Source organism: Streptomyces sp. NPDC030820 (genome assembly GCF_055572075.1).
Map to the genome: position 1 here is coordinate 1 of NZ_JBVIEB010000001.1, position 22734 is coordinate 22734.

At 71.1% G+C, this 22734-nt stretch carries 19 protein-coding genes and 1 rRNA gene; 11 read left to right on the plus strand and 9 right to left on the minus strand.

All coding sequences use genetic code 11. The annotated features are described in order from the left end of the window. Positions 1 to 157 precede the first annotated feature (157 nt). Positions 158 to 274, plus strand: a 5S ribosomal RNA gene (rrf, locus tag ACZ418_RS00005). A gap of 90 nt (positions 275 to 364) precedes the next feature. Here the strand turns inward: rrf and ACZ418_RS00010 are convergent. The 5 genes from ACZ418_RS00010 to ACZ418_RS00030 are packed head-to-tail and all read right to left on the minus strand — an operon-like array spanning position 365 to position 6017. Then, a complete protein-coding gene (locus tag ACZ418_RS00010; RefSeq protein WP_468354406.1) occupies positions 365 to 1675 on the minus strand; it encodes a DUF58 domain-containing protein in 1311 nt (436 codons plus the stop codon). Further along, positions 1675 to 2664 (minus strand): AAA family ATPase, encoded by a 990-nt coding sequence (locus ACZ418_RS00015; RefSeq protein ID WP_468356815.1) that lies wholly within the window; start codon positions 2662 to 2664, stop codon positions 1675 to 1677. The genes ACZ418_RS00010 and ACZ418_RS00015 overlap by 1 nt, the downstream gene beginning before the upstream one ends. After that, positions 2664 to 3860 carry a DUF4350 domain-containing protein gene (locus tag ACZ418_RS00020; protein WP_468354409.1) on the minus strand — a complete coding sequence of 399 codons (1197 nt, stop codon included), beginning with the start codon at positions 3858 to 3860 and terminating at the stop codon, positions 2664 to 2666. Before ACZ418_RS00020 ends, ACZ418_RS00015 begins: the two co-directional genes overlap by 1 nt. After that, positions 3857 to 4639 (minus strand): DUF4129 domain-containing protein, encoded by a 783-nt coding sequence (locus ACZ418_RS00025; RefSeq protein WP_468354412.1) that lies wholly within the window; start codon positions 4637 to 4639, stop codon positions 3857 to 3859. The genes ACZ418_RS00020 and ACZ418_RS00025 overlap by 4 nt, the downstream gene beginning before the upstream one ends. Before the next feature lie 4 nt (positions 4640 to 4643). Next, the gene (locus tag ACZ418_RS00030) at positions 4644 to 6017 is read right to left on the minus strand and encodes a glycerophosphoryl diester phosphodiesterase membrane domain-containing protein (protein WP_468354415.1); all 1374 of its coding nucleotides are present in this window, start codon (positions 6015 to 6017) and stop codon (positions 4644 to 4646) included. Positions 6018 to 6157: 140 nt separating this feature from the next. Here ACZ418_RS00030 and mtnA point away from each other — a divergent pair, with 140 nt between their 5' ends. From mtnA to ACZ418_RS00065, 7 genes are all read left to right on the plus strand, one after another. After that, on the plus strand, positions 6158 to 7297 hold the full coding sequence (gene mtnA / locus ACZ418_RS00035) for an S-methyl-5-thioribose-1-phosphate isomerase (protein WP_468354418.1): 1140 nt from the start codon (positions 6158 to 6160) through the stop codon (positions 7295 to 7297). A gap of 119 nt (positions 7298 to 7416) precedes the next feature. Next, positions 7417 to 8106: a two-component system response regulator MtrA gene (gene mtrA, locus ACZ418_RS00040; protein ID WP_191870552.1), complete on the plus strand. Its 690-nt coding sequence runs from the start codon at positions 7417 to 7419 to the stop codon at positions 8104 to 8106. 1 nt (position 8107) lies between these two features. After that, complete coding sequence (gene mtrB, locus ACZ418_RS00045) at positions 8108 to 10216, plus strand: MtrAB system histidine kinase MtrB (RefSeq protein WP_468354422.1); 2109 nt, start codon at positions 8108 to 8110, stop codon at positions 10214 to 10216. After that, positions 10206 to 12041, plus strand: a complete 1836-nt coding sequence (locus tag ACZ418_RS00050; RefSeq protein WP_468354425.1) for an LpqB family beta-propeller domain-containing protein — start codon at positions 10206 to 10208, stop codon at positions 12039 to 12041. Before mtrB ends, ACZ418_RS00050 begins: the two co-directional genes overlap by 11 nt. A 125-nt stretch (positions 12042 to 12166) precedes the next feature. Beyond that, the gene (locus tag ACZ418_RS00055) at positions 12167 to 13003 is read left to right on the plus strand and encodes a ComF family protein (protein ID WP_468354428.1); all 837 of its coding nucleotides are present in this window, start codon (positions 12167 to 12169) and stop codon (positions 13001 to 13003) included. 312 nt (positions 13004 to 13315) lie between these two features. Then, the gene (gene hpf / locus ACZ418_RS00060) at positions 13316 to 14008 is read left to right on the plus strand and encodes a ribosome hibernation-promoting factor, HPF/YfiA family (RefSeq protein WP_468356818.1); all 693 of its coding nucleotides are present in this window, start codon (positions 13316 to 13318) and stop codon (positions 14006 to 14008) included. 204 nt (positions 14009 to 14212) lie between these two features. After that, positions 14213 to 14959 carry a response regulator gene (locus tag ACZ418_RS00065; protein WP_468354432.1) on the plus strand — a complete coding sequence of 249 codons (747 nt, stop codon included), beginning with the start codon at positions 14213 to 14215 and terminating at the stop codon, positions 14957 to 14959. 3 nt (positions 14960 to 14962) lie between these two features. On the opposite strand, the gene ACZ418_RS00070 is transcribed toward ACZ418_RS00065, so the two are convergent. Both ACZ418_RS00070 and ACZ418_RS00075 read right to left on the minus strand, forming a co-directional pair. After that, on the minus strand, positions 14963 to 16138 hold the full coding sequence (locus tag ACZ418_RS00070) for a winged helix-turn-helix domain-containing protein (RefSeq protein WP_468354435.1): 1176 nt from the start codon (positions 16136 to 16138) through the stop codon (positions 14963 to 14965). Positions 16139 to 16190: 52 nt separating this feature from the next. After that, positions 16191 to 16760: a GNAT family N-acetyltransferase gene (locus ACZ418_RS00075; protein WP_468354438.1), complete on the minus strand. Its 570-nt coding sequence runs from the start codon at positions 16758 to 16760 to the stop codon at positions 16191 to 16193. Positions 16761 to 17023: 263 nt separating this feature from the next. On the opposite strand from ACZ418_RS00075, the gene secA reads away from it, so the two are divergent. After that, positions 17024 to 19834 (plus strand): preprotein translocase subunit SecA, encoded by a 2811-nt coding sequence (gene secA, locus ACZ418_RS00080; RefSeq protein ID WP_468354441.1) that lies wholly within the window; start codon positions 17024 to 17026, stop codon positions 19832 to 19834. A gap of 68 nt (positions 19835 to 19902) precedes the next feature. Here secA and ACZ418_RS00085 read toward each other — a convergent pair whose 3' ends face one another. Continuing rightward, entirely contained in the window at positions 19903 to 20427 is a 525-nt protein-coding gene (locus ACZ418_RS00085) for an Rv3235 family protein (protein WP_468354444.1), read from the minus strand. 327 nt (positions 20428 to 20754) lie between these two features. On the opposite strand from ACZ418_RS00085, the gene ACZ418_RS00090 reads away from it, so the two are divergent. Together ACZ418_RS00090 and ACZ418_RS00095 are read left to right on the plus strand one after the other, a co-directional pair. After that, on the plus strand, positions 20755 to 21267 hold the full coding sequence (locus ACZ418_RS00090) for a DUF6912 family protein (RefSeq protein WP_468354447.1): 513 nt from the start codon (positions 20755 to 20757) through the stop codon (positions 21265 to 21267). A gap of 66 nt (positions 21268 to 21333) precedes the next feature. Further along, on the plus strand, positions 21334 to 22002 hold the full coding sequence (locus ACZ418_RS00095; protein ID WP_468354450.1) for an HAD family hydrolase: 669 nt from the start codon (positions 21334 to 21336) through the stop codon (positions 22000 to 22002). A 149-nt stretch (positions 22003 to 22151) separates the two neighbouring features. On the opposite strand, the gene ACZ418_RS00100 is transcribed toward ACZ418_RS00095, so the two are convergent. Then, positions 22152 to 22718, minus strand: coding sequence for a DJ-1/PfpI family protein (locus ACZ418_RS00100; RefSeq protein WP_468354453.1), 567 nt, complete (start codon positions 22716 to 22718; stop codon positions 22152 to 22154). Positions 22719 to 22734 lie beyond the last annotated feature (16 nt).

The window sequence follows — 22734 nt, forward strand, 5'->3', positions numbered from 1 at the left end:
GTTGATAGGCCGGATCTGGAAGCCAGGTAACTGGTGGAGGTGACCGGTACTAATAGGCCGAGGGCTTGTCCTCAGTTGCTCGCGTCCACTGTGTTGGTTCTGAAACCACGAACAGCCCCGCCATGATGGCGGTGCGGCGTTCACAGTTTCATAGTGTTTCGGTGGTCATAGCGTGAGGGAAACGCCCGGTTACATTCCGAACCCGGAAGCTAAGCCTCACAGCGCCGATGGTACTGCAGGGGGGACCCTGTGGGAGAGTAGGACGCCGCCGAACAATTCTTGAGAAAGGCCCACGCCACCAGGCGTGGGCCTTTCTGCGTTTAGGGGGGCCGTAATATCCCGAAGGGCGGCAGAGCCAGGCGGATCAGAGCCGGCCCGCCGCCTTCAGAGCCAGATATGCGTCCGCCAATGCCGGCGCCAGATCCTCCGGCGTCGCGTCCACAACCGTCACGCCATGCCGTCGTAGCTGCTCAGCCGTGCGCTGACGCTCGCTCTGGGCCTGAGCCGCCGCCGCTGCCTCGTAAACCGCCTCCGCGCTGCCCCGGGACTCTGCCATTCGGGCGATGTGCGGGTCGGCCACGGAAGCGACCAGAAGGGTGTGCCGCTGAGTGAGCTGTGGAAGCACGGGGAGCAGACCCTGTTCCACGGGGGCTGCGTCGAGCGTCGTGAGCAGCACGATCAGGGAGCGGCGAGGTGCCGTACGCAGAGCTGCTCCAGTGAGGCCGCGGGCGTCGATCTCGACGAGTTCCGGTTCCAGCGGTGCCATCGCGTTCACCAGGCCCGGCAGTACGTCACCTGCCGAGCGGCCTTGGACCAGGGCTCGTACCCGGCGGTCGTACGCCAGGAGTGCCACGCGGTCGCCGGCTCGGGAGGCCAGGGCCGCGAGGAGGAGCGCGGCGTCCATGGAGGCGTCGAGGCGTGGTGCGTTGCCCACGCGGCCGGCGGAGGTGCGGCCGGTGTCCAGGACGAGCAGGATGTGACGGTCGCGTTCGGGGCGCCAGGTGCGGACGGCGACGGAGGACTGGCGGGCGGTGGCGCGCCAGTCGATCGAGCGGGTGTCATCCCCGGGGACGTACTCGCGCAGACTGTCGAACTCCGTTCCCTCGCCGCGGGTCAGCACACTCGTGCGGCCGTCGAGTTCACGCAATCGGGCGAGTTTCGACGGGAGATGCTTTCGGCTGGTGAAAGGGGGCAGAACTCGTACGGACCAGGGCAGCTTGTGGGTGCCTTGGCGGGAGAACAGGCCGAGGGGCCCGTAGGAACGGATGGTCACGCGGTCGGCGTGGCGGTCGCCGCGGCGGGTGGGGCGCAGCCTTGTCGTCACGCGTCGGCGTTCGCCCGGGGGGACGGTCAGTCGGTGCCGGGAAGCCTCGATCTCGGTGCCCGGCTGCCAGCTGCTGGGCGGCCATGCGTCACGCAGCTGCGCCCGCAGGGGGCGGCGGGACGGGTTGGTGACCGTGAGCGTGACGTCGGCGGTCTCCCCGAGGCGGGTGGAGGTGTCTCCGGACCTGGACAGGATGAGGCGCCGTACGGGGGCGGCGAGCGCGTAGTCGCAGGCGCAGGCGAGGGCCAGGGGGCCGTTGACGGCGAGGATGCCCGCCCAGCCGGGTTCCAGGATGCCGACCGGGATCGAACCGAGGGCCGCGAGGAGGGCGGCGCGTCCGGTGAGTGCCATCAGCGGGGGACCGGGACGTGGGCGAGGATGGCGTTGATGACGGAGTCCGCCGTCACGCCTTCCATCTCGGCCTCCGGACGCAGCTGGATCCGGTGCCGCAGAGTGGGCAGGGCGAGGGCCTTCACGTCGTCGGGGATGACGTAGTCGCGGCCCGTCAGCCACGCCCAGGCGCGCGAGGTCGCCAGGAGGGCGGTGGCGCCGCGCGGGGAGACGCCGAGGGTGAGGGAGGGCGACTCGCGGGTGGCGCGGCAGATGTCCACGACGTAGGCGGTGATCTCGGGGGACACGGTCGTCTTCGCGACGGCGACGCGGGCCGCTTCCAGGTCGGCGGGTCCGGCGACAGGGCGTACGCCGGCGGCGCGCAGGTCGCGCGGGTTGAAGCCCGAGGCGTGCCGGGTCAGGACGTCGATCTCGTCCTGGCGGGACGGCAGAGGGATCGTCAGTTTGAGCAGGAAACGGTCGAGTTGGGCTTCGGGGAGGGGATACGTGCCTTCGTACTCGACCGGGTTCTGCGTCGCGGCGACGAGGAACGGTTCGGGGAGCGGGCGCGGGGTGCCGTCGACCGTGACCTGGCGTTCCTCCATGGCTTCGAGGAGGGAGGACTGGGTCTTGGGCGGGGTGCGGTTGATCTCGTCCGCGAGCAGGAGGTTGGTGAAGACCGGGCCCTCCTGGAAGGAGAACTCGGCGGTGCGGGTGTCGTAGACGAGGGATCCGGTGACATCGCTCGGCATCAGGTCGGGAGTGAACTGGACGCGCTTGGTGTCGAGTTCGAGTGCGGATGCCAGAGCGCGGACGAGCAACGTTTTGGCGACTCCGGGGACTCCTTCAAGGAGAACGTGTCCGCGGCAGAGGAGGGCGACGACGAGGCCGGTCACGGCGGGGTCCTGGCCGACCACGGCTTTGGCGATCTCGGCGCGCAGGGCTTCCAGGGAGGCTCGGGCGGTGCCCAGGTCCCCGGTGTTCCCGGCGTTGTCAGTGGTCGGGTCCATCATGAACGGCGTACCTCTCTTTCGAGGGCGTCGAGTCGGTCGGTGAGTGCGATAAGAGCCGCGTCGTCGGCGGGCGGCGGTCCGAAGAGGAGGGAGTGCAGGGCCTGTTGCTCGCCGGTGAGGTGGGCGGACAGAGCGGGGAGCAGAGCCTCGGGCGTGTGCGCCTGGGTGACGGGGACGCCGACGAGGGGGGCGAGGCGGGTGCGGGTCGTGGAGCGAAGAGCGTCGGCCGCGCGGTCGCGGGCGTCGGCCTTGCGGTAGAGGCGGGCGCGTCCTTCGGCGGTCTCGGAGGCGCGGATTGCGACGGGGAGTCTTTCGGGCACGAGAGGGCCGAAGCGGCGTGCCCGCCAGAAGGCGGCGAGGACCGCTGCGATGAAGAGCTGCAGCGTGCCCCAGAGCCAGCCCGAGGGGAGCAGGTCGAGGAAGTTCTTCTGGTCGCCGGTGCCGGTGGCCGAGGTGTCGGAGAGCGAGGGGAGGTACCAGACCAGATGGGGGCGGGAGCCGAGGAGTTGGAGGGCGAGCGAGGCGTTGCCCTGCTTGTCGAGGCGGTCGTTGTAGAGGATGTCGGGCGCGCCGAGCACGACGGTGTCGCCGCCCCCGGATGTCTCGGGGACGCGCAGCAGAGTGGCGAGGCGCGCACTGGGGTAGCAGCGGTCGGCGCCGAGGCGGGTGGTGGTGTAGCGGATGCCGCCGGTGTCGGCGCTGCCCGCACGCCGGGCCGCGGGCAGGGTGCAGTGGGGGGCGAGCGTGGTGGCGCTGCTGGTGGCGGGGTCTGCGGTGACTCCCGGGGCGAGCCGTTCGACGGAGGGAGTGCCGGCCGCGACCAGGACGGTGCGCCCGCCGGAGGCGGCGGTGGCCTCGCGCAGCCGGGCCTGTTGACGGCTCGTCAGCAGGTCGGGTACGGCGACCAGGAGAGTGGTGTCCGGCCCTGCGGCGTCCCGTGCGGCGCCGAGCGTGGTGACCACGCGTGTGGAGACGCCCCGGTCGGCGAGGAGTTGAGCGACGGCACGGCTGCCGTAGGGGTCGGCGGAGCGCGGGTCCAGTGCGCCGTGCCGGACGGTGGAGCGTACGGCCGCCATGGCGACGGCCGCCACCAGGATCAGCACGGCGGCGAGTGCGATACCTCGCGCGCGGGTCCACACCTGGCGGACGGTGGGCGCGGTGGAGGTCGTCGGCAGGGTGGCCTCGGCGGTCACTCGACGGCCCCCTGGTGGGCGGTGTGGGCCGTGCTGGTGGTGCTGTGGGCGAGGGCGGGCCTGGCACGTTCCAGGTCGCGGTCGAGTTCGGCGATGCGGTGGTACGACTGCTCGGTCGCCCTGCGCCCGCCGTATGTGACGTCGTCGAACTCGCGGGCCGTGGCCCGCAGTCGGTCGGTGTGTGCGGGCAGGGTCCGGCCGGCTTCGGCGGCCGCTTCGTCGGCGGTGCGGCCCGGGCGGACGTCGAGCAGGGTGCGTTCCTCCAGGGAGCGGACGATGGCCCGCATGCGTTCCTGCACGGCCTGGGTCCAGTGGCCCTGGGCCGCGTGTGCCTCGGCGGCCGCGCGGTGTTCGGCGGCGCTGCGGGGGCGGTCGTCGAACAGGGCGGGGGCGGTTGAGGAGGGTTGCCGGCGCGGGGTGCCCAGGCGCCACCACAGCGCGGCCAGGACGGCGAGGACGATCAGGACCACGACGACCAGGCCGATCATGCCGCCGGGTGTCGCCGAGGCGGCCGAGTCGAACAGCCGGCCGAGCCAGTCCCAGAACGCGTTCAGTGCACGCTGGAACAGCCCGGGGTCGTTCTCGTGGTACAGCCGCTTGGACAGCTCGCGGCGTGCCGCCTTCCGCGCGGGATCGCGCGGAATGGTCACGGGCGACCCGTCTCCCGAGCCGCCCGCTGCGCGGACGGCCGTGTCCGCCGCGCGCAGCAGGCCTCGTACGACCGTGCCGCCGGCGCCGGACGTGGCCGCCGCCGCGTGCACTCCCCCCGTGAGACTCACCGCATCAGCTCCCCGGGACGGGACCGGGCCCGCCGGTGCTCTGGACACCGGCGGCGCGGGCCAGTTCGAGGTCGAGAGCCTCGCGGCGGATGCGCTGGTCGATGTAGAGGAGCACGGTGACGCCCGCGCTGATCGGCAGGGTGAGCGTGGTGCCGATCAGGGCGCCGATACCCCGGATGATCAGGGCGGTCCAGCCGATGTGGCCGCCGCTGGTGCCGAGCACGTCGCCCGTGCTGTCGCCGCTGACGGCGGCCCCGATGAGGGTGAAGGGGATCGAGATGACCGACGCGACGATGACGGTGATGAGCAGGGTGAGCAGCACGATGCCGAAGGTGCGCCACCAGGAGCCGCGGACGAGTTTCGCGGAGCGCTTCAGGGACTGCACGATGCCCTGTCGCTCCAGCATCAGGGCGGGCGCGGCCAGGTAGAAGCGGATCCCCAGCCATACCGCGACGACGGTGGCCGCGAGGAAGCCGAGGACGAGCAGAGCGGCTCCGCCGTCCCTGTTCCCGGCGAGCAGGACGAGGAGGCCGGGCAGTCCACCGACGAGTACGACACCGGCGAAGATCAGGCCGAGCAGGATGAGCAGTCCGAAGAGTTTCAGGATCTGCGGGCGGGATTCTCGCCAGGCCTCGCCGGCGGTGATCGACCTGCCGAGGACGGCCCGGCTGGTGATGATCGTGAGCAGGGCGGTCAAAAGGATGATGGCGACCGTGCGGATCACCGAGACGATGCCGGTGCCGATCATGGTCTCGCGCAGGGCGTGGAGCGCTTCGTCGGGGCTGGCGTTGTTCGGGTCGTTGATCGTCGTCTGGACGACGGTGTCGTTCAGGACGAGGCCCTGCAGCAGAACCATGCTGGTGTTCAGGAGCAGGGACACCGCAAGCGAGATGCCGAGCACCGTGCGCCAGTGGGTGCGCATGGTGGAGACGGCGCCGTCGAGGATCTCGCCGACGCCGAGCGGGCGCAGCGGGATGACACCGGGCTTGGCCGCGGGCGGGGGACCGCCCCAGCCGCCGCCCCAGGCTCCGTAACCGCCAGGGCCGCCGTAACCGCCGTGACCGCGGGAAGGGCCGCCGTACCCGCCTCCGTAGCCGCCGGGGCCGCCGGGCGGCTGTCCGGTCCAACCCGGGCCGGGCGGCAGGGGCGGCGGGGTCTGGGGGGCGCCAGGGGCACCGGTGGGCGCGGACCACTGGCTGGGTGGCGGCTGGTCCTTGGACCACTTCACGCCTGGGCCCTGCGTGTCGGCATGCGGCTGCGCCGGGGATGCGGTGTCGCCGGGGCGGTCGGCAGGCTCGGCGGGACCGGACTCGCCGGGTTCCCGCCCCTCGTTCGACGGTGCGGTTCCGGGCGAGGCCCAGCCCGGAGTGTCTGTCATCGAAGCTCCTTCTCGGTGCCCGTCCGCGGTCGCGGCGGCAGGTTGGCAGCCATCGTGCCATGGGGTGGTCATCAAGGGACCAGCCGCGGTGGGCGCTGGATGCCTTCAATTGTCAGCCGGATCCGGGGCAGACTGACCGCATGGCTGATCAACAGGCGCGAACCGACGACAAGCGGCCGACCGAGATACCTGCGATCCGATGGGAGGAACCACCCGAAGGCCCGGTGCTTGTGCTTCTCGACCAGACGCGGCTGCCGGCCGAAGAGGTCGAGCTGGTGTGCACGGACGCGCCGGCGCTGGTGGAGGCGATCCGTTCGCTCGCCGTGCGCGGGGCGCCGCTGCTCGGGATCGCGGGGGCGTACGGTGTCGCGCTCGCCGCCGCGCGCGGATTCGACGTGGCCGAGGCGGCGCAGGCCCTCGAGGGTGCCCGGCCCACCGCGGTGAACCTGTCCGTCGGCGTGCGCCGCGCCCAGGCCGCGTATCAGGCCGGGCTGGCGAAGAGCGGCGATCCCACCGAGGCGGCGACGGCGGCGCTGGCCGCGGCGCGGGCGCTGCACCGGGAGGACGCCGAGGCCAGCGCCCGGATGGCGGCTCACGGACTGGCGCTGCTGGACGAGCTGGTGCCCGGCGGCGGGTACCGGATCCTCACCCACTGCAACAGCGGTTCGCTGGTGTCGGGGGGTGAGGGCACGGCCTTCGCGGTGGCTCTCAAGGCGCATCGTGAGGGGCGGCTGCGGCGGCTGTGGGTGGACGAGACACGTCCGTTGCTGCAAGGTGCGCGCCTCACGGCGTACGAAGCGGCCCGCACCGGTATGGCGCACACCTTGCTCACCGACAACGCGGCGGGTTCGCTGCTTGCGGCCGGTGAGGTGGACGCGGTGCTGATCGGGGCGGACCGGATCGCGGCCGACGGCTCGGTGGCGAACAAGGTGGGGAGTTATCCGCTCGCTGTGCTGGCGCGGTACCACCATGTGCCGTTCATCGTGGTGGCGCCGGTGACGACGGTCGATCCGGGCACGCCCGACGGGGCGTCCATCGAGGTCGAGCAGCGACCCGGCTTCGAGGTCACCGAGATCGCGGCGCCTCAGGTTCCGGTGACGGGAGCGGGCGGCGGGGTTCCGGTGGCGCCCCTGGGGACCCACGCGTACAACCCGGCGTTCGACGTGACGCCGCCCGAGCTGGTGACGGCCATCGTCACCGAGGAGGGGGCCGTCTCACCCGTGACGGCCGAGGCTCTTGCGGAGCTGTGCGCCAGGTCGCACCAGGTCACGAGCGGCTGATGGGCTGATGCCGGCTCGACCGTCGGCGGACGGGGGCAGACAGTGACGGCTCCGTACGACTATCGTCACCGGCCAGTGACCTCCCTCACCAGGGCGCCTGTCGCTGTTATGAGAATGGGATGATGTCGTTTATGAAGGGACGAGTCCTTGTCGTCGACGACGACACCGCACTGGCCGAGATGCTCGGCATTGTGCTGCGTGGTGAAGGTTTTGAGCCGTCTTTCGTAGCCGACGGCGACAAGGCGCTGGCCGCTTTCCGGGAGACCAAGCCGGATCTGGTTCTGCTCGATCTGATGCTGCCCGGGCGGGACGGCATCGAGGTGTGCCGGCTGATCCGGGCCGAGTCCGGGGTGCCGATCGTGATGCTCACGGCGAAGAGCGACACCGTCGACGTGGTCGTGGGCCTGGAGTCGGGCGCCGACGACTACATCGTCAAGCCGTTCAAGCCGAAGGAGCTGGTCGCCCGGATCCGGGCGCGGCTGCGGAGGTCGGAGGAGCCGGCGCCGGAACAGCTGACCATAGGTGACCTGGTCATCGATGTGGCCGGGCACTCGGTGAAGCGGGACGGGCAGTCGATCGCACTGACCCCGCTGGAGTTCGACCTGCTGGTCGCGCTCGCCCGCAAGCCGTGGCAGGTGTTCACCCGTGAGGTGCTGCTCGAGCAGGTGTGGGGCTACCGGCACGCCGCCGACACGCGGCTTGTCAATGTGCACGTCCAGCGGCTGCGTTCCAAGGTCGAGAAGGACCCGGAGCGGCCGGAGATCGTGGTGACCGTCCGTGGTGTCGGTTACAAGGCGGGGCCGAGCTGACATGTCCGGGGACAGCGCCGCTTCGGCTCCCGGCCGGTCCGGGGCCCGTCCGGGGCGGCCTGTCGGCCGGACGGCGGGTGCCCGGTTCAGGAGTCTCTTCGAGGGCGGGTTGCTCGAGGGCGGGGTCCAGGGCAGTCCGGTCATCAGGCTGCTGCTGCGCTGGGTGCGCCGTCCGCTGCTGCCGGTGATGCGGCTGTGGCGGCGCAACATCCAGCTGCGGGTCGTCGCCACCACGCTGGTGATGTCCCTGGGCGTCGTGCTGCTGTTGGGCTTCGTCGTGATCGGGCAGGTACGCAACGGTCTGCTGGACGCGAAGGTGAGGGCCTCACAGAGCCAGGCCACGGGCGGCTTCGCCGTGGCCAAGCAGAAGGCGGACGAGGCGGCCAGCGGCGCCGGTGCGGGTGCGGCCGCCGGCAGCGGCACCGCCGACGGCACCGCGACCGCGGACGGCCGGCAGGCGCAGAACGTCATCCCGTGGATGAGCGACCTCGTGGAGTCGCTGTCCAGCGGCGGCGCGGGCGCCTTCGACGTCGTCACGCTGCCCGTCGGCGACGACAGCGGCGGCGGCCGCAGCCCGCGCGGTTCCGGGAACGTCAACCCGACCTCCAGCATCCCCGACGACCTGCGCGAACGGGTCAACAGCGGTACGACGGCCGCCCAGAGCTACACCCGGATCGTCTACGCCAACGGCAAGGAGTCGCAGCCGGCGCTGGTCATCGGCAAGCAGGTCAACGACCCCAACGGGCGGCCGTACGAGCTCTACTACCTCTTCCCGCTCACGCAGGAGGAGAAGTCCCTGAGCCTGGTCAAGGGCACTCTCGCGACCGCGGGGCTGTTCGTGGTCGTGCTGCTCGGGGCCATCGCCTGGCTGGTGGTGCGCCAGGTCGTCACGCCGGTGCGGATGGCGGCCGGGATCGCGGAGCGGCTGTCCGCCGGGCGGCTGCAGGAGCGGATGAAGGTCACCGGCGAGGACGACATCGCCCGGCTGGGCGAGGCCTTCAACAAGATGGCGCAGAACCTCCAGGTGAAGATCCAGCAGCTGGAGGACCTGTCGCGGATGCAGCGCCGCTTCGTGTCGGACGTCTCGCACGAGCTGCGCACCCCGCTGACCACCGTTCGCATGGCCGCCGACGTCATCCATGAGGCGCGCGAGGACTTCGACCCGGTGACCGCGCGCTCGGCCGAGCTGCTCGCCGACCAGCTGGACCGCTTCGAGTCGCTCCTCGCGGACCTGCTGGAGATCAGCCGCTTCGACGCGGGCGCGGCGGCCCTGGAGGCCGAGCCGATAGACCTCCGCGAGGTCGTCCGGCGTGTGGTCAGCGGCGCCGAGCCGCTCGCCGAGCGCAAGGGCACGCACATACGCGTGGTCGGCGATCAGCAGCCCGTCGTGGCCGAGGCCGACGCCCGTCGTGTGGAGCGCGTGCTGCGCAACCTCGTCGTCAACGCCGTCGAGCACGGCGAGGGCAAGGACGTCGTCGTCAAGCTCGCTGCCGCGGGCGGCGCGGTCGCCGTCGCGGTGCGCGACTACGGCGTGGGACTCAAGCCGGGCGAGGCCACGCGGGTCTTCAGCCGCTTCTGGCGGGCGGATCCGGCACGCGCGCGTACCACCGGCGGTACGGGCCTCGGGCTGTCGATCGCCCTGGAGGACGCGCGGTTGCACGGCGGCTGGCTGCAGGCCTGGGGCGAGCCGGGCGGCGGCTCCCAGTTCCGGCTGACGCTGCCCAGGACCGCCGACGAGCCGCTGCGGGGCTCGCCGATACCGCTGGAGCCCAAGGACTCGCGCCGCAACCGCGGCCTCGACGAGGCCGGTCTGCCCGGCGGAGGCGAGGAGAAGCGGGCGACCCTTCCCGTGCAGCACAGCGGCGCCCAGGCGCCCGGGCTGCCGTCGCGCGCCCCGATCGCGCCGCGGTTCGCCCCTGCCGCGCCCACCGCCGATCCGGCCGCGCTGCCCGGCAACGGCGCGCGTGTGGTGCCCCGCCCGACCGGTGGCGCACGGCGTGCGGACGACGGGCCCACCACGCGCCCGGCCCCCGATGCGGGCGCGGCCCGGCCGGATGCGGTCGGCAAGGAGGACTCGACCGAGCCAGGGGAGGCATTTCGTGGGCGCTGACCGCAAGGGGGGCGTCCGGCCCCGGCCGGGACGCGCGGTGGCCTACGCCGCCCTGGGGACCGTACTGCTGGCCGGATGCGCCTCGATGCCGGACAGCGGGGACTTGCGGAACGTGGAGTCCACGCCGCGGCAGGACACCGGGGTCCGGGTGTTCGCCATGCCGCCGGCCGAGGGTGCCGGGCCCGCCGAGATCATGCAGGGCTTCCTGGAGGCGCTGACCAGCGACGACCCGGCGTACGACACGGCCCGCAAGTATCTGACGTCCGACGCGGCGCACACCTGGCGGCCGGAGCGGTCGACCACGGTCCTCGCCAACGGGCCGAGCATCGAGCCCGACTGCCGGCCGGGCGCGGGACCGGAGCGGACGGGCAGCGTCACCTGTGTCCTCGCGGGCAGCATGGTCGCGACCGTGGACGCGCAGCAGGCGTACGAGCCGGCCGGCGGCTCCTACCACAAGAAGGTGCACCTGACGCGGGACGCCAAGAGCGGGCAGTGGCGCATCGACGCGCTGCCCGACGGCGTCGTCATGGGCAAGTCGGACTTCCAGCGCAATTACACGCCCGTCGACAAGTACTACTTTGCCTCCGGCACGACGGTCGGGTCCGCGGGGGAGCCGGTGGCGGTCGCCGATCCGGTGTTCGTGCGCAGCAAGGTGGATCCGATGACGCAGATGGTCCGCTCGCTGCTGAGCGGCCCCACCCGCTGGCTCCGGCCGGTCGTCAGGTCCAGCTTCCCGACCGGTACGGCCCTGCAGAAGGACGTGTCGGGGCTGGCTCCGGACGACCAGAACAAGCTGACCGTGCCGCTGAACCTCAAGGAGTCCCAGGTCGCGGCGACCAAGTGCACCGAGATGGCGACGCAGGTGCTGTTCACGTTGCGGAACCTGGCGCCGACGCTGGAGTCCGTCGAGCTGCAGGGCGTAGGCGGCCACCGGCTGTGCGACCTGAGCGAGGAGCGCGCCGAGGCCACCGCCTGGCACGGGTCGGCCAAGAGCCCCGACAACCTGTACTACCTCGACGGCAAGCACCGACTGGTGCGGATGCCGACCGGGAGCACCACCACCAGCGCCGTACCGGTGCCGGGTCCGCTGGGCGAGGGCGGCAAGACGTTCGAGTCGGTGGCGGTGTCGCGGGACGAGCACAGCGGGGCCGGTGTCGGCGACCAGGGCCGGTCGTTGTACGTGGCGTCGCTGGTGTCGGGTGGTTCGCTCGGGAACGCGCTGGTGACCAGCCAGGGCGCGACCCTGGACGACCGGCTGACGACACCGAGCTGGGACGCCCGCGGCGACCTGTGGGTGGCCGATCGGGATCCGCGCCGTCCGCGGCTGTACGTCCTGGAACAGGGCGCCGCCAAGCCCGAGGAGGTCGCGGTTTCCGACCTGTCCGGCCGGATCAAGGACGCGCGGGTCGCCGCCGACGGGGTGCGGATCGCTCTCGTGGTGGAGAAGGCCGGCAAGCAGTCCCTGCTCATCGGCCGGGTCCAGCGTGACGACGGCACCGGGCAGGGCACGTCGGTGGTCGAACTGCGCTCCGCTGCGCCAGACCTGGAGCAGGTCAGCGCCCTGTCGTGGGCCGGGGACAGCAGGCTGCTCGTGGCCGGCCGGGAGCAGGGCGGCGTGCTGCAGATGCGGTACGTCCAGGTCGACGGCTCCACGCTCGACGGGCCGGCGCCGGGTGCGCTCACCGGCGTGAAGTCGATCGCCGCGTCCGAGGACGAGCGGGTGCCGCTGGTGGCCTGCTCGGAGGACGGGATCGTACGGCTGCCGTCCGGGTCGCAGTGGCAGAAGGTGGACAAGGACGGCACGGCGCCGGTCTATCCGGGCTGAGCCTGGCGTCACGCACCGCCCCTTCCCCCGTGTGGGTGAGGGGCGGTGTGCGCTTCCCCGGGTTGTCCACAGGGCGTTTTCCACAGGGGTGGCCGGGCCGCTTCCGTGTTGGCACAGTGGTGGACATGCGGGGGTGGTGGCAGGACCTCACCGACCTGGTGCTGCCGACCGACTGCGCGGGCTGCGGAGCACCTCGTACGGTGCTCTGCCCACGGTGCCGGGCCGCGCTGTGCGGCCGGGCGCCGAGGCGGGTGCGGCCGGTGCCGGAGCCGGCCGGGCTGCCGGTGGTGCATGCGGTGGCCCCGTACGCGGAGGAGGTGCGCACGCTGCTTCTCGCGCACAAGGAGCGGGGCGCGCTGGCCCTCGCGGGGGCCCTGGGCGCGGCCCTGGCGCGAGCCGTGCGGGCGGGGCTCGACGCGGGTTTCGGGCCCGTGCTGCTCGTGCCCGTGCCCTCCGCCCGGTGGGCCGTGCGGGCGCGTGGGCACGATCCGGTGCGGCGGATGGCGCTCGCGGCGGCCGGGGAGCTGCGGCGCACCGGTACGCCGGCCAGGGTGGCGGCCGTGCTGCGGCAGCGGCGGCCGGTGGCGGACCAGGCCGGGCTGGACGCTCGGCGGCGCCTGGCGAACCTCACGGGCGCGCTGGAGGTGACGGCGGGCGCTGGCCGGCTGCTTGGCGTGGGTCGCGTCGTGCTCGTCGACGACCTGATCACGACGGGAGCCAGCCTCGCGGAGGCGGCGCGGGCTGTCCGGGAGGTGGCAGAGGAGGGAACTGGAGTGAGAAGAGTCGTGTACGGAGCCGTAACTCGGGAAGGAAGGGATGAACGACGGATCGGAGCGCGGTGGGAGAGCGGGAAGTGGGTGCATGGTGCACCGGAAAAGGCGTCCGTGAACACCCTCCGGCATGCCCTCCATGCGGCCGTGATCGCTGCTCCGCTGGATTCTTTCGAAATGAACAGGAACTGACCGCCGACCTGCATCGTTGCAGGTAGTGAGAGGGGTAATTCACCTGAACGGAGGTACGCCGGAGTAGAGGGTGACGACATCCGTCCGGGCGAGATATGTTCGGTTGGGAGGAAAGGCGCAGGCCACACCTCTCATATCGGAATGCCGTGCCGCGGGTTTTCGGCAATCACCCGTGGCGGTGGGGTGGAGATCTCGCCCTTGGGGGAGGAGGAGGTGGAAGTCACCGAGTCCGAGGTCCGGTGCTCACCGGACCTGGTGCAAAAGGGAGATGCTCCGCCGATGGAGCGGAGCGATCCGGGAACGGAGTTCTGCGTGGACATCGTCGTCAAAGGCCGCAAGACCGAGGTGCCCGAGCGGTTCCGCAAGCACGTGGCCGAGAAGCTGAAGCTGGAGAAGATCCAGAGGCTCGATGCCAAGGTGATCAGCCTCGACGTCGAGGTGTCCAAGGAGCCCAACCCCCGACAGGCCGACCGCAGTGACCGAGTGGAGATCACGCTCCGCTCCCGCGGTCCGGTGATCCGGGCGGAGGCAGCGGCCAGCGACCCGTACGCGGCACTCGACCTGGCGGCGGAGAAGCTGGACGCCCGGCTGCGCAAGCAGCACGACAAGCGTTTCTCCCGCCGAGGCGCACGCCGGATCTCGGCGGCCGAGGTTCCCGACCACGTGCCGGGCGCGGCGACGCTGAACGGCAACGGCCTCCCCGCCCAGGAGGAAGAGACGGACGGAGTGCCGACGAAGAAGATCGGCTCGCTGGAGGTCAAGGGAGAAGGCCCCCTCGTCGTCCGCGAGAAGACCCACGTCGCCGCCCCGATGAGCCTCGACCAGGCCCTTTATGAGATGGAACTGGTCGGCCACGACTTCTACTTGTTCGTCGACGCGGAGACGAAGGAACCCAGCGTCGTCTACCGGCGACACGCCTACGACTACGGCGTGATCCACCTCAGCACGGACCCGATGGTCGCTGACGCGCAGCACCCCGCGGCAGGTGGCACGCTGGGCGGCTGACCCGTCCGGCCCACGTCGAGCCGGTGCCCCTGGAAGCGCGTGTGCGCCCCCAGGGGCACCTGTGTGCGACCACTTCACGCCTCGCCCGTCACCCCGGTGCCGCCCGGGCATGAAATCATGGCCGGACCGGCCCAACCGGTGGGCCGCTGCCTTGGGTTGGCGATGGCACAGGACCACAGGCCACAGCCTTCAGGGGGAGGAACGATGGCGGACACCTTCGGACCGATGCGGGACGAGGATGGCGACGACGGTGTCATCGGCATGGGCACGGACCCGGGCTCCGTACGCGCGGAGCCGATCAGGGTCCTGGTCGTGGACGACCATGCCCTCTTCCGGCGCGGCCTGGAGATCGTGCTCGCGGCCGAGGAGGACATCCAGGTCGTCGGTGAGGCCGGTGACGGGGCCGAGGCCGTGGACAAGGCCGCCGATCTGCTGCCCGACATCGTGCTGATGGACGTCCGGATGCCCAAGCGCGGCGGGATCGAGGCCTGCACCTCCATCAAGGAGGTCGCCCCCAGCGCCAAGATCATCATGCTGACGATCAGCGACGAGGAGGCCGACCTCTACGACGCGATCAAGGCGGGCGCGACCGGATACCTTCTCAAGGAGATCTCCACGGACGAGGTGGCGACCGCCATTCGCGCGGTGGCCGACGGCCAGTCGCAGATCAGCCCGTCCATGGCGTCCAAGCTCCTCACCGAGTTCAAGTCGATGATCCAGCGCACCGACGAGCGCCGGCTGGTGCCCGCGCCGCGGCTGACCGACCGGGAGCTGGAGGTGCTCAAGCTCGTCGCCACCGGGATGAACAACCGGGACATCGCCAAGGAGCTGTTCATCTCCGAGAACACCGTGAAGAACCACGTCCGCAACATCCTGGAGAAGCTCCAGCTGCACTCCAGGATGGAAGCCGTGGTCTATGCGATGCGGGAGAAGATCCTCGAGATCCGTTAGCGCCTACCCGAGCAGGCCGGCGAGTTCCCTCGTCAGGGGCTCGCTCAGGCCGGGCGCATCCACCCGCTCCACCCGGACGTCCGTGCAGTTCACCCAGGTCGCCGCCTCGATCAGGGCCTCGGCGACCGCAGGGACCGCCTTCGGGCCGTCCAGGGTGACCTGCCTGGCCACCAGCGTGCGGCCCTCACGCGCCGGGTCAACCCGCCCGACCAGTCGGCCGCCCGCGAGCACCGGCATCGAGAAGTAGCCGTGGACCCGCTTCGGCTTGGGTACGTACGCCTCCAGGCGGTGGGTGAAGCCGAAGATCCGCTCCGTGCGCGCCCGCTCCCAGATCAGCGAGTCGAACGGCGACAGCAGGGTGGTGCGGTGCCGGCCGCGCGGCGGAGTCGCCAGGGCCGCCGGATCGGCCCAGGCCGGCTTTCCCCAGCCCTCGACCTCGACCGGCACCAGACCCGAGTCGGCGATCACCGCGTCGACCTGCTCGCCCTTGAGGCGGTGGTAGTCGGCGATGTCCGCGCGCGTGCCGACGCCGAGGGACTCGCCGGCCAGCCGGACCAGGCGGCGCAGGCATTCGGAGTCGTCCAGCTCGTCGTGCAGCAGCGCGTCCGGGACCGCGCGCTCGGCGAGGTCGTACACCCGCTTCCAGCCGCGCCGCTCGACGCACACCACCTCGCCGTACATCAGCGCGCGCTCCACCGCGACCTTGGTGCCCGACCAGTCCCACCAGTCGCTCGTCTTCTTCGCGCCGCCCAGCTCCGTGGAGGTCAGCGGGCCTTCCGCGCGCAGCTGCTTGATGACCTGGTCGTAGACACCCTCGGGCAGCTCGTGGTTCCAGTGCGGGCGGTTGCGATAAGCGCGGCGGCGGAAGGCGAAGTGCGGCCACTCCTCGACGGGCAGGATGCACGCCGCGTGCGACCAGTACTCGAAGGCGTGGGCGCCCGTCCAGTAGGCGGCCTCGACCGTCTTGCGGCCGACCGCGCCGAGCCGGGCGTACGGCACCAATTCGTGGGAGCGGGCGAGGACCGAGATCGTGTCGAGCTGGACCGCGCCGAGGTGGCGCAGCACGCCGCGGACTCCGGCCCGCCGGTCGGGCGCACCGAGGAAGCCCTGGGCCCGCAGGGCGATACGGCGGGCGTCGTCCGCAGTGAAGGTGGTGGTCGGGCGCGGAAGGGTCGTCATGCCCCGGACGATAGAGGGCGCCACTGACAGTCCGCAGTGAGCTGCGGCTTCGCTAGCCGCGGGCGGGCAGGTACGGCGCCGTGGACGGCAGGCCCAGGTCCGAGGGGAGCAGGGAGCCGACCCAGCAGTCCCGACGCACGCCCTTGTTGTTGAGCGCGGAGCGCAGGGTGCCCTCGATGGTGAACCCCGCGCGTTCCGCCACCGCGCGGGAGGCGCGGTTGCCCACCTCGGCGCGCCATTCGACCCGGTCGACGCCGATCTCGGTGAAGATCCACCGGCAGGCGGTGAGTGTGGCCTCGGTGACGTAGCCGTGGCCGCGCTGCTCCTTGGCCGCCCAGAAGCCGATCTCCGCCACGCCGAGCGAACGCATGGTGAGACCGAGCATGCCGGCGAGTTCCCCGCCGGTGAGGAACACACCGAAGGTGAACATCGAACCCTCCGCCCAGCCGTCGGGGACCAGCTGCTCGGTGAAGCCGCTCGCGTGCTCGGGCAGATACGGCGAGGGCAGCGTGGTCCAGCGCTGGATCTCGGGGTCCTGCGCGGCGTCGTGGACCGCCTGGGTGTCGTGCGGGCCGACCGTGCGCAGGATCAGGCGGTCCGTGGTGAGTGTGACGGGTTCCATCGGCTGATTGTGCTCGGCAGTACGCGGCCGGGCCATCGGTTTTCGCTATATGTGAGCGCGTGATCACAGTTCGCGCAATTCCTCGCGCGGATGCGGCACTATCCGTGTGCCCCGTCCGTTGTCCGGGATGAAGCAGCCACGAAGCAGCCGTCGGACCGCCAGGCCTCCCGGCCCAGCCGGGGTCTCGCATACGATGGCCGTTGCTCAGTACGTCAAATGGAAACCGACCGTCCCAGGCCCGACCGGCAAGGAGACAAACCCCCGTGTCCGTCCTCTCGAAGATCATGCGTGCAGGCGAAGGCAAGATCCTGCGCAAGCTGCACCGCATCGCGGACCAGGTCAACTCCATCGAAGAGGACTTCGTGAACCTCTCCGACGCCGAGCTGCGGGCCCTCACCGATGAGTACAAGCAGCGGTACGCCGATGGTGAGAGCCTGGACGACCTGCTCCCCGAGGCCTTCGCCACCGTCCGTGAGGCCGCCAAGCGCGTCCTCGGCCAGCGGCACTACGACGTGCAGCTGATGGGTGGCGCCGCCCTCCACCTCGGCTATGTGGCCGAGATGAAGACCGGTGAGGGCAAGACCCTCGTCGGCACCCTGCCCGCTTATCTGAACGCCCTGTCCGGCGAGGGCGTCCACATCGTCACGGTCAACGACTACCTGGCCGAGCGCGACTCCGAGATGATGGGTCGCGTCCACAAGTTCCTGGGCCTGAGCGTCGGCTGCATCCTCGCCAGCATGACCCCGGCCCAGCGCCGCGAGCAGTACAACTGCGACATCACCTACGGCACGAACAACGAGTTCGGCTTCGACTACCTGCGCGACAACATGGCGTGGTCCAAGGACGAGCTCGTCCAGCGCGGACACAACTTCGCCATCGTCGACGAGGTCGACTCCATCCTCGTCGACGAGGCCCGTACGCCGCTGATCATCTCGGGCCCGGCCGACCAGGCCACCAAGTGGTACGGCGACTTCGCCAAGCTGGTCACGCGCCTGAAGAGGGGCGAGGCGGGCAACCCGCTGAAGGGCATGGAGGAGACCGGCGACTACGACGTCGACGAGAAGAAGCGCACGGTCGCCATCCACGAGTCCGGTGTCACCAAGGTCGAGGACTGGCTGGGCATCGACAACCTCTACGAGTCGGTGAACACCCCGCTCGTGGGCTACCTGAACAACGCCATCAAGGCCAAGGAGCTCTTCAAGCGCGACAAGGACTACGTCGTCATCGACGGCGAGGTCATGATCGTCGACGAGCACACCGGCCGTATCCTCGCCGGCCGCCGCTACAACGAGGGCATGCACCAGGCGATCGAGGCGAAGGAAGGGGTGGACATCAAGGACGAGAACCAGACGCTCGCCACGATCACCCTGCAGAACTTCTTCCGCCTCTACTCGAAGCTGTCCGGCATGACCGGTACGGCGATGACCGAGGCCGCCGAGTTCCACCAGATCTACAAGCTCGGCGTGGTCCCGATCCCGACCAACAAGCCGATGATCCGCAAGGACCAGTCGGACCTGATCTACCGCACCGAGGTCGCCAAGTTCGAGGCGGTCGTCGACGACATCGCCGAGAAGCACGAGAAGGGCCAGCCGATCCTCGTCGGCACGACCTCCGTCGAGAAGTCGGAGTACCTCTCGCAGCAGCTCAGCAAGCGCGGCATCCAGCACGAGGTGCTGAACGCCAAGCACCACGAGCGCGAGGCGCAGATCGTCGCGCAGGCCGGCCGCAAGGGCGCGGTGACCGTGGCCACCAACATGGCCGGCCGTGGTACGGACATCAAGCTCGGCGGCAACCCCGAGGACCTCGCCGAGGCGGAGCTGCGCCAGCGCGGCCTCGACCCCGAGGAGCACATCGAGGAGTGGGCCGCGGCCCTGCCGGCGGCGCTGGAGCGCGCCGAGGCCGCGGTCAAGGCCGAGAAGGAGGAGGTCGAGGCGCTCGGCGGTCTCTACGTCCTCGGCACCGAGCGGCACGAGTCGCGTCGTATCGACAACCAGCTGCGCGGTCGTTCCGGCCGTCAGGGCGACCCCGGCGAGTCCCGCTTCTACCTCTCCCTCGGCGACGACCTGATGCGTCTGTTCAAGGCGCAGATGGTCGAGCGCGTGATGTCCATGGCCAACGTGCCGGACGACGTGCCGATCGAGAACAAGATGGTCACGCGCGCGATCGCGTCCGCGCAGTCGCAGGTCGAGCAGCAGAACTTCGAGACCCGTAAGAACGTTCTGAAGTACGACGAGGTCCTCAACCGGCAGCGCGAGGTCATCTACGGCGAGCGGCGCCGCGTGCTGGAGGGCGAGGACCTGCACGAGCAGATCCAGCACTTCATGGACGACACCATCGACGCGTACGTCCACGCGGAGACCTCCGAGGGCTTCCCCGAGGACTGGGACCTGGACCGGCTGTGGGGCGCCTTCCGGCAGCTGTACCCGGTGAAGGTCACCATCGAGGAGCTGGAGGAGGCGGCCGGCGACCGGGCCGGTCTGACCGCGGAGTTCATCTCCGAGTCCATCAAGGACGACATCCATGAGCAGTACGAGGCCCGGGAGGCGCAGCTCGGCTCCGAGATCATGCGTGAGCTGGAGCGCCGAGTCGTGCTGTCGGTCCTCGACCGCAAGTGGCGCGAGCACCTCTACGAGATGGACTACCTCCAGGAGGGCATCGGCCTGCGCGCGATGGCGCAGAAGGACCCGCTGGTCGAGTACCAGCGTGAGGGCTTCGACATGTTCACCGCGATGATGGACGGCATCAAGGAGGAGTCCGTCGGCTATCTGTTCAACCTGGAGGTCCAGGTCGAGCAGCAGGTCGAGGAGGTCCCGGTCGAGGCCGCGGAGCCGGTCGGCGAGGGTGTTCCGGAGACGGTTCCGGCACAGGCCGGGGCGCGTCCGGAGATCCGCGCGAAGGGGCTGGACGTTCCGCAGCGGAGGGATCTGCACTTCTCGGCGCCGACCGTCGACGGCGAGGGCGGCATCGTGGAGCGCGACCTGGAGGACGACGAGCCGGTGCGCTCCGAGGCGGACGGGCTGACGCGGGCGGAGCGGCGGCGGCAGGCCAAGGGCGGGCGGCGCCGTAAGAAGTAGCGGTCGCCTGCGGCGCTTCAGCCGTTTGCGCAGGGCCGGGTTCCTCTGGGGGCCCGGCCCTTGTCTTGCTAGGGGCGGGGGCCGGTCTCCACTGCTGTGCAGCGCCAGCGGAGGTCCTGGCCGCGTTCCAGGCGGAAGGCCAGGGCGCGGAGTTGGTTGCCGGCGGCGATGCGGGCGAAGACCTCCAAGGCGCCCTCGCTGGGCACGTAGTAGCCGATGTCGTGGACGACCGGGCGGGCTCCGCGTGTGCGCAGGGGGCGGCGTTCGGCGAGGCGGGTCAGGTCGTCGTAGGCGCGGCCGGCGGTGTGGCGGAGCATCCAGTGAACGGGCCGCTGACCGCTCAGGACGGCCACCAGACGGTCGGCGAAGAGGTCGGTGGGGCGTACCGGGGGCAAGCCGGTCTCCGGCGTTGTGCGGGCCGTGTCGGCGTTTCGGGGCGCGGCCGGTGGCATGGCGTGCCTGCCCTTGATGGACGGCTTGCGGGGTGGGGCGCCGCCCGGGCGGCGGGTGTCGTGGCGGGTCGGCGGACGGTGGCACGGGTGGGGCGTGCGGTTCGTCGTCCGGTGCGCGGTGCGGCTCATGACCTTGTTCATGGGATCCCCGTTCGGCGGGCCCGGTGATACCGGGCGGTAACTCGCTGGTGGGGATCTTGTACGGGGGCCGCGAGCGAGGTGGCAAGGAGGGCGGGGAGGGCTCCGAAGGCGCGGGACGGTTCACCTATCCGAGGGATGCGGGGCGCGTCGCACCCCGAGGTGTGGCGGGTGTACCGGGTGAATTCGAGGCCGGGAATGGACGGCTCCCGGGGCCTGGGTACAGACCCGAAAGGGGACCGGCGCACGTATCCTGAAGGCCCTCGGGAGACGCGGCAGTCGGCCTTCCCGGGGCTCAGCGGAGCCTTTGAGCAGGAAAGAGCGGCCAGCATGCGCGTCTACGTCCCCCTGACCCTCCCCGGTCTCGCCGAGGCGCACAAGACGGGCGAGCTGGGGACCGGCCCGTTCCTGGCGTATGCCGTCACGCCCGCGCTGCGCGAGTGGTATCTCTCCGAGGACATCGAGGAGCTGGAGTACGCGGCGCTCAGCCGGGCCGCGCTGGCCTCCCTGCGGCTGCTGGCGGCGGACCCGGGGGCGGTACGGCGCCGGGTCGTGGTCGCGGTGGACGTGGCCGACGGCGCCGCGAGCGTCGACCCGGACCGTGGGCTGGACCCGTCCGCCCTCGGCGAGGTGACCGTGACGGCGACCGTGCCGCTCGCCAAGGCGGCCGCGGTGCATGTCGACTCCGAGGGCGCGGAGCAGGACGTGGCCGCGGCGGCGGAGGCGCTGGAGGCGGCCGACGGTGGGGACGACGACGCGCAGTTCGTCGTGGACGGCGCGGACGATCACGAGCTGCTCTGGTACGCCTCGCAGGAGATCCCCCACCTCGTCGGACTCGCCTGACCCGATCTGACCTGGCGGATTCACCGGCCGGCCGCATTGTCAGTGGGGGCGGGTACGGTTTCTGGCATGGGGATGAAGGGCAGCGCGCACATCGTCTGGGACTGGAACGGCACGTTGTTCCACGACAATGACGCGATCATCGGGGCGACGAACGCGGCCTTCGCCGAGCTGGGGCTCGAGCCGATCACGCTGGAGCAGTACCGGTCGCTGTACTGCGTGCCGGTGCCGAAGTTCTACGAGCGCTTGATCGGGCGGCTGCCGACCGATGCCGAGTGGGAGCTGATGGACGGGGTCTTCCACCGGTACTACGCCGAGCACCGGGTGCGGTGTGGTCTGACCGAGGGGGCGGAGGCGTTGCTCGTGGGGTGGCGGTCGGCGGGGCACAGCCAGTCGCTGCTGAGCATGTATGTGCATGAGGAACTGGTGCCGCTCGTGCGCGGGTTCGGGATCGAGGCGCACTTTCTGCGGGTCGACGGGCGTACGGGTCCGTCCGGGGGGAGCAAGGCCGCGCACATGGCCCGGCATCTGGAGGCGCTGAGCGGGGTCGTGGAGCCGGCGCGGACCGTGGTGATCGGGGACGCGGCGGATGACGCGGTCGCCGCGCGGGGGGTGGGGGCGCGGGCCGTGCTGTACACCGGGGGGTCGCACAGCCGGGCCAGTCTTGAGGAAGTGGGGGTGCCGGTGGTGGACACGTTGGCCGAGGCGGTGGAGGAAGCGCAGCGAATAGCGGCGTAGCCGCGGGTGCGGTGCCGGTGCCTGGGCTGTGGCGGGGTGGGTTCGCCTGCCGGCGCCGGCGCCCAGTCGTGCCGCCTGGGGGTCCCCCAGGCCTTCACGGCCCTGGGGGAGGCACGACTGCCCGCAGCTATCGCAGCTACGCCCGCCCCTCAGCTCACCGGCGCCTTGGAGCGCAGGATCTTGAGGAACTCGCGCATCCAGGTCGGGTGGTCGGGCCAGGCTCGGGAGGAGACCAGGGTGCCGTCGACCACGGCCGCGGTGTCCTGGAAGCTCGCCCCGGCCGCCTGCATGTCGGGCTCCAGCGCGGGATACGCCGTGACCCGGCGGCCGCGCAGGCTGTCGATCGCCGCGGTGAGCAGCGGGCCGTGGCAGATCTGGGCGACCGGCCGGTCGGAGTCGAAGAACGCCTTGAGGATCTTGCGGAGCTCGGGGTCGTTGCGCAGATACTCGGGGGCCCGGCCGCCGGGGATGACGAGGGCCGCGTACTCGCCGGGGTCCACGTCGGCGAAGGCCAGGTCTGCGGGCCAGGTGTAGCCGGGCTTCTCGGTGTAGGTGTCGTAGCCGGGTTCGAAGTCGTGGACGACGAAGCGGAGGGTCTTGCGGGAGGGGGCCGCGATATGGACCTCGTAGCCTTCCTCGCGCAGGCGCTGGTACGGGTAGAGGACTTCCAGGGACTCTGCCGCGTCGCCGGTGACGATCAGGATCTTCGCGGGCATGTCGGCTCCTCCGGGT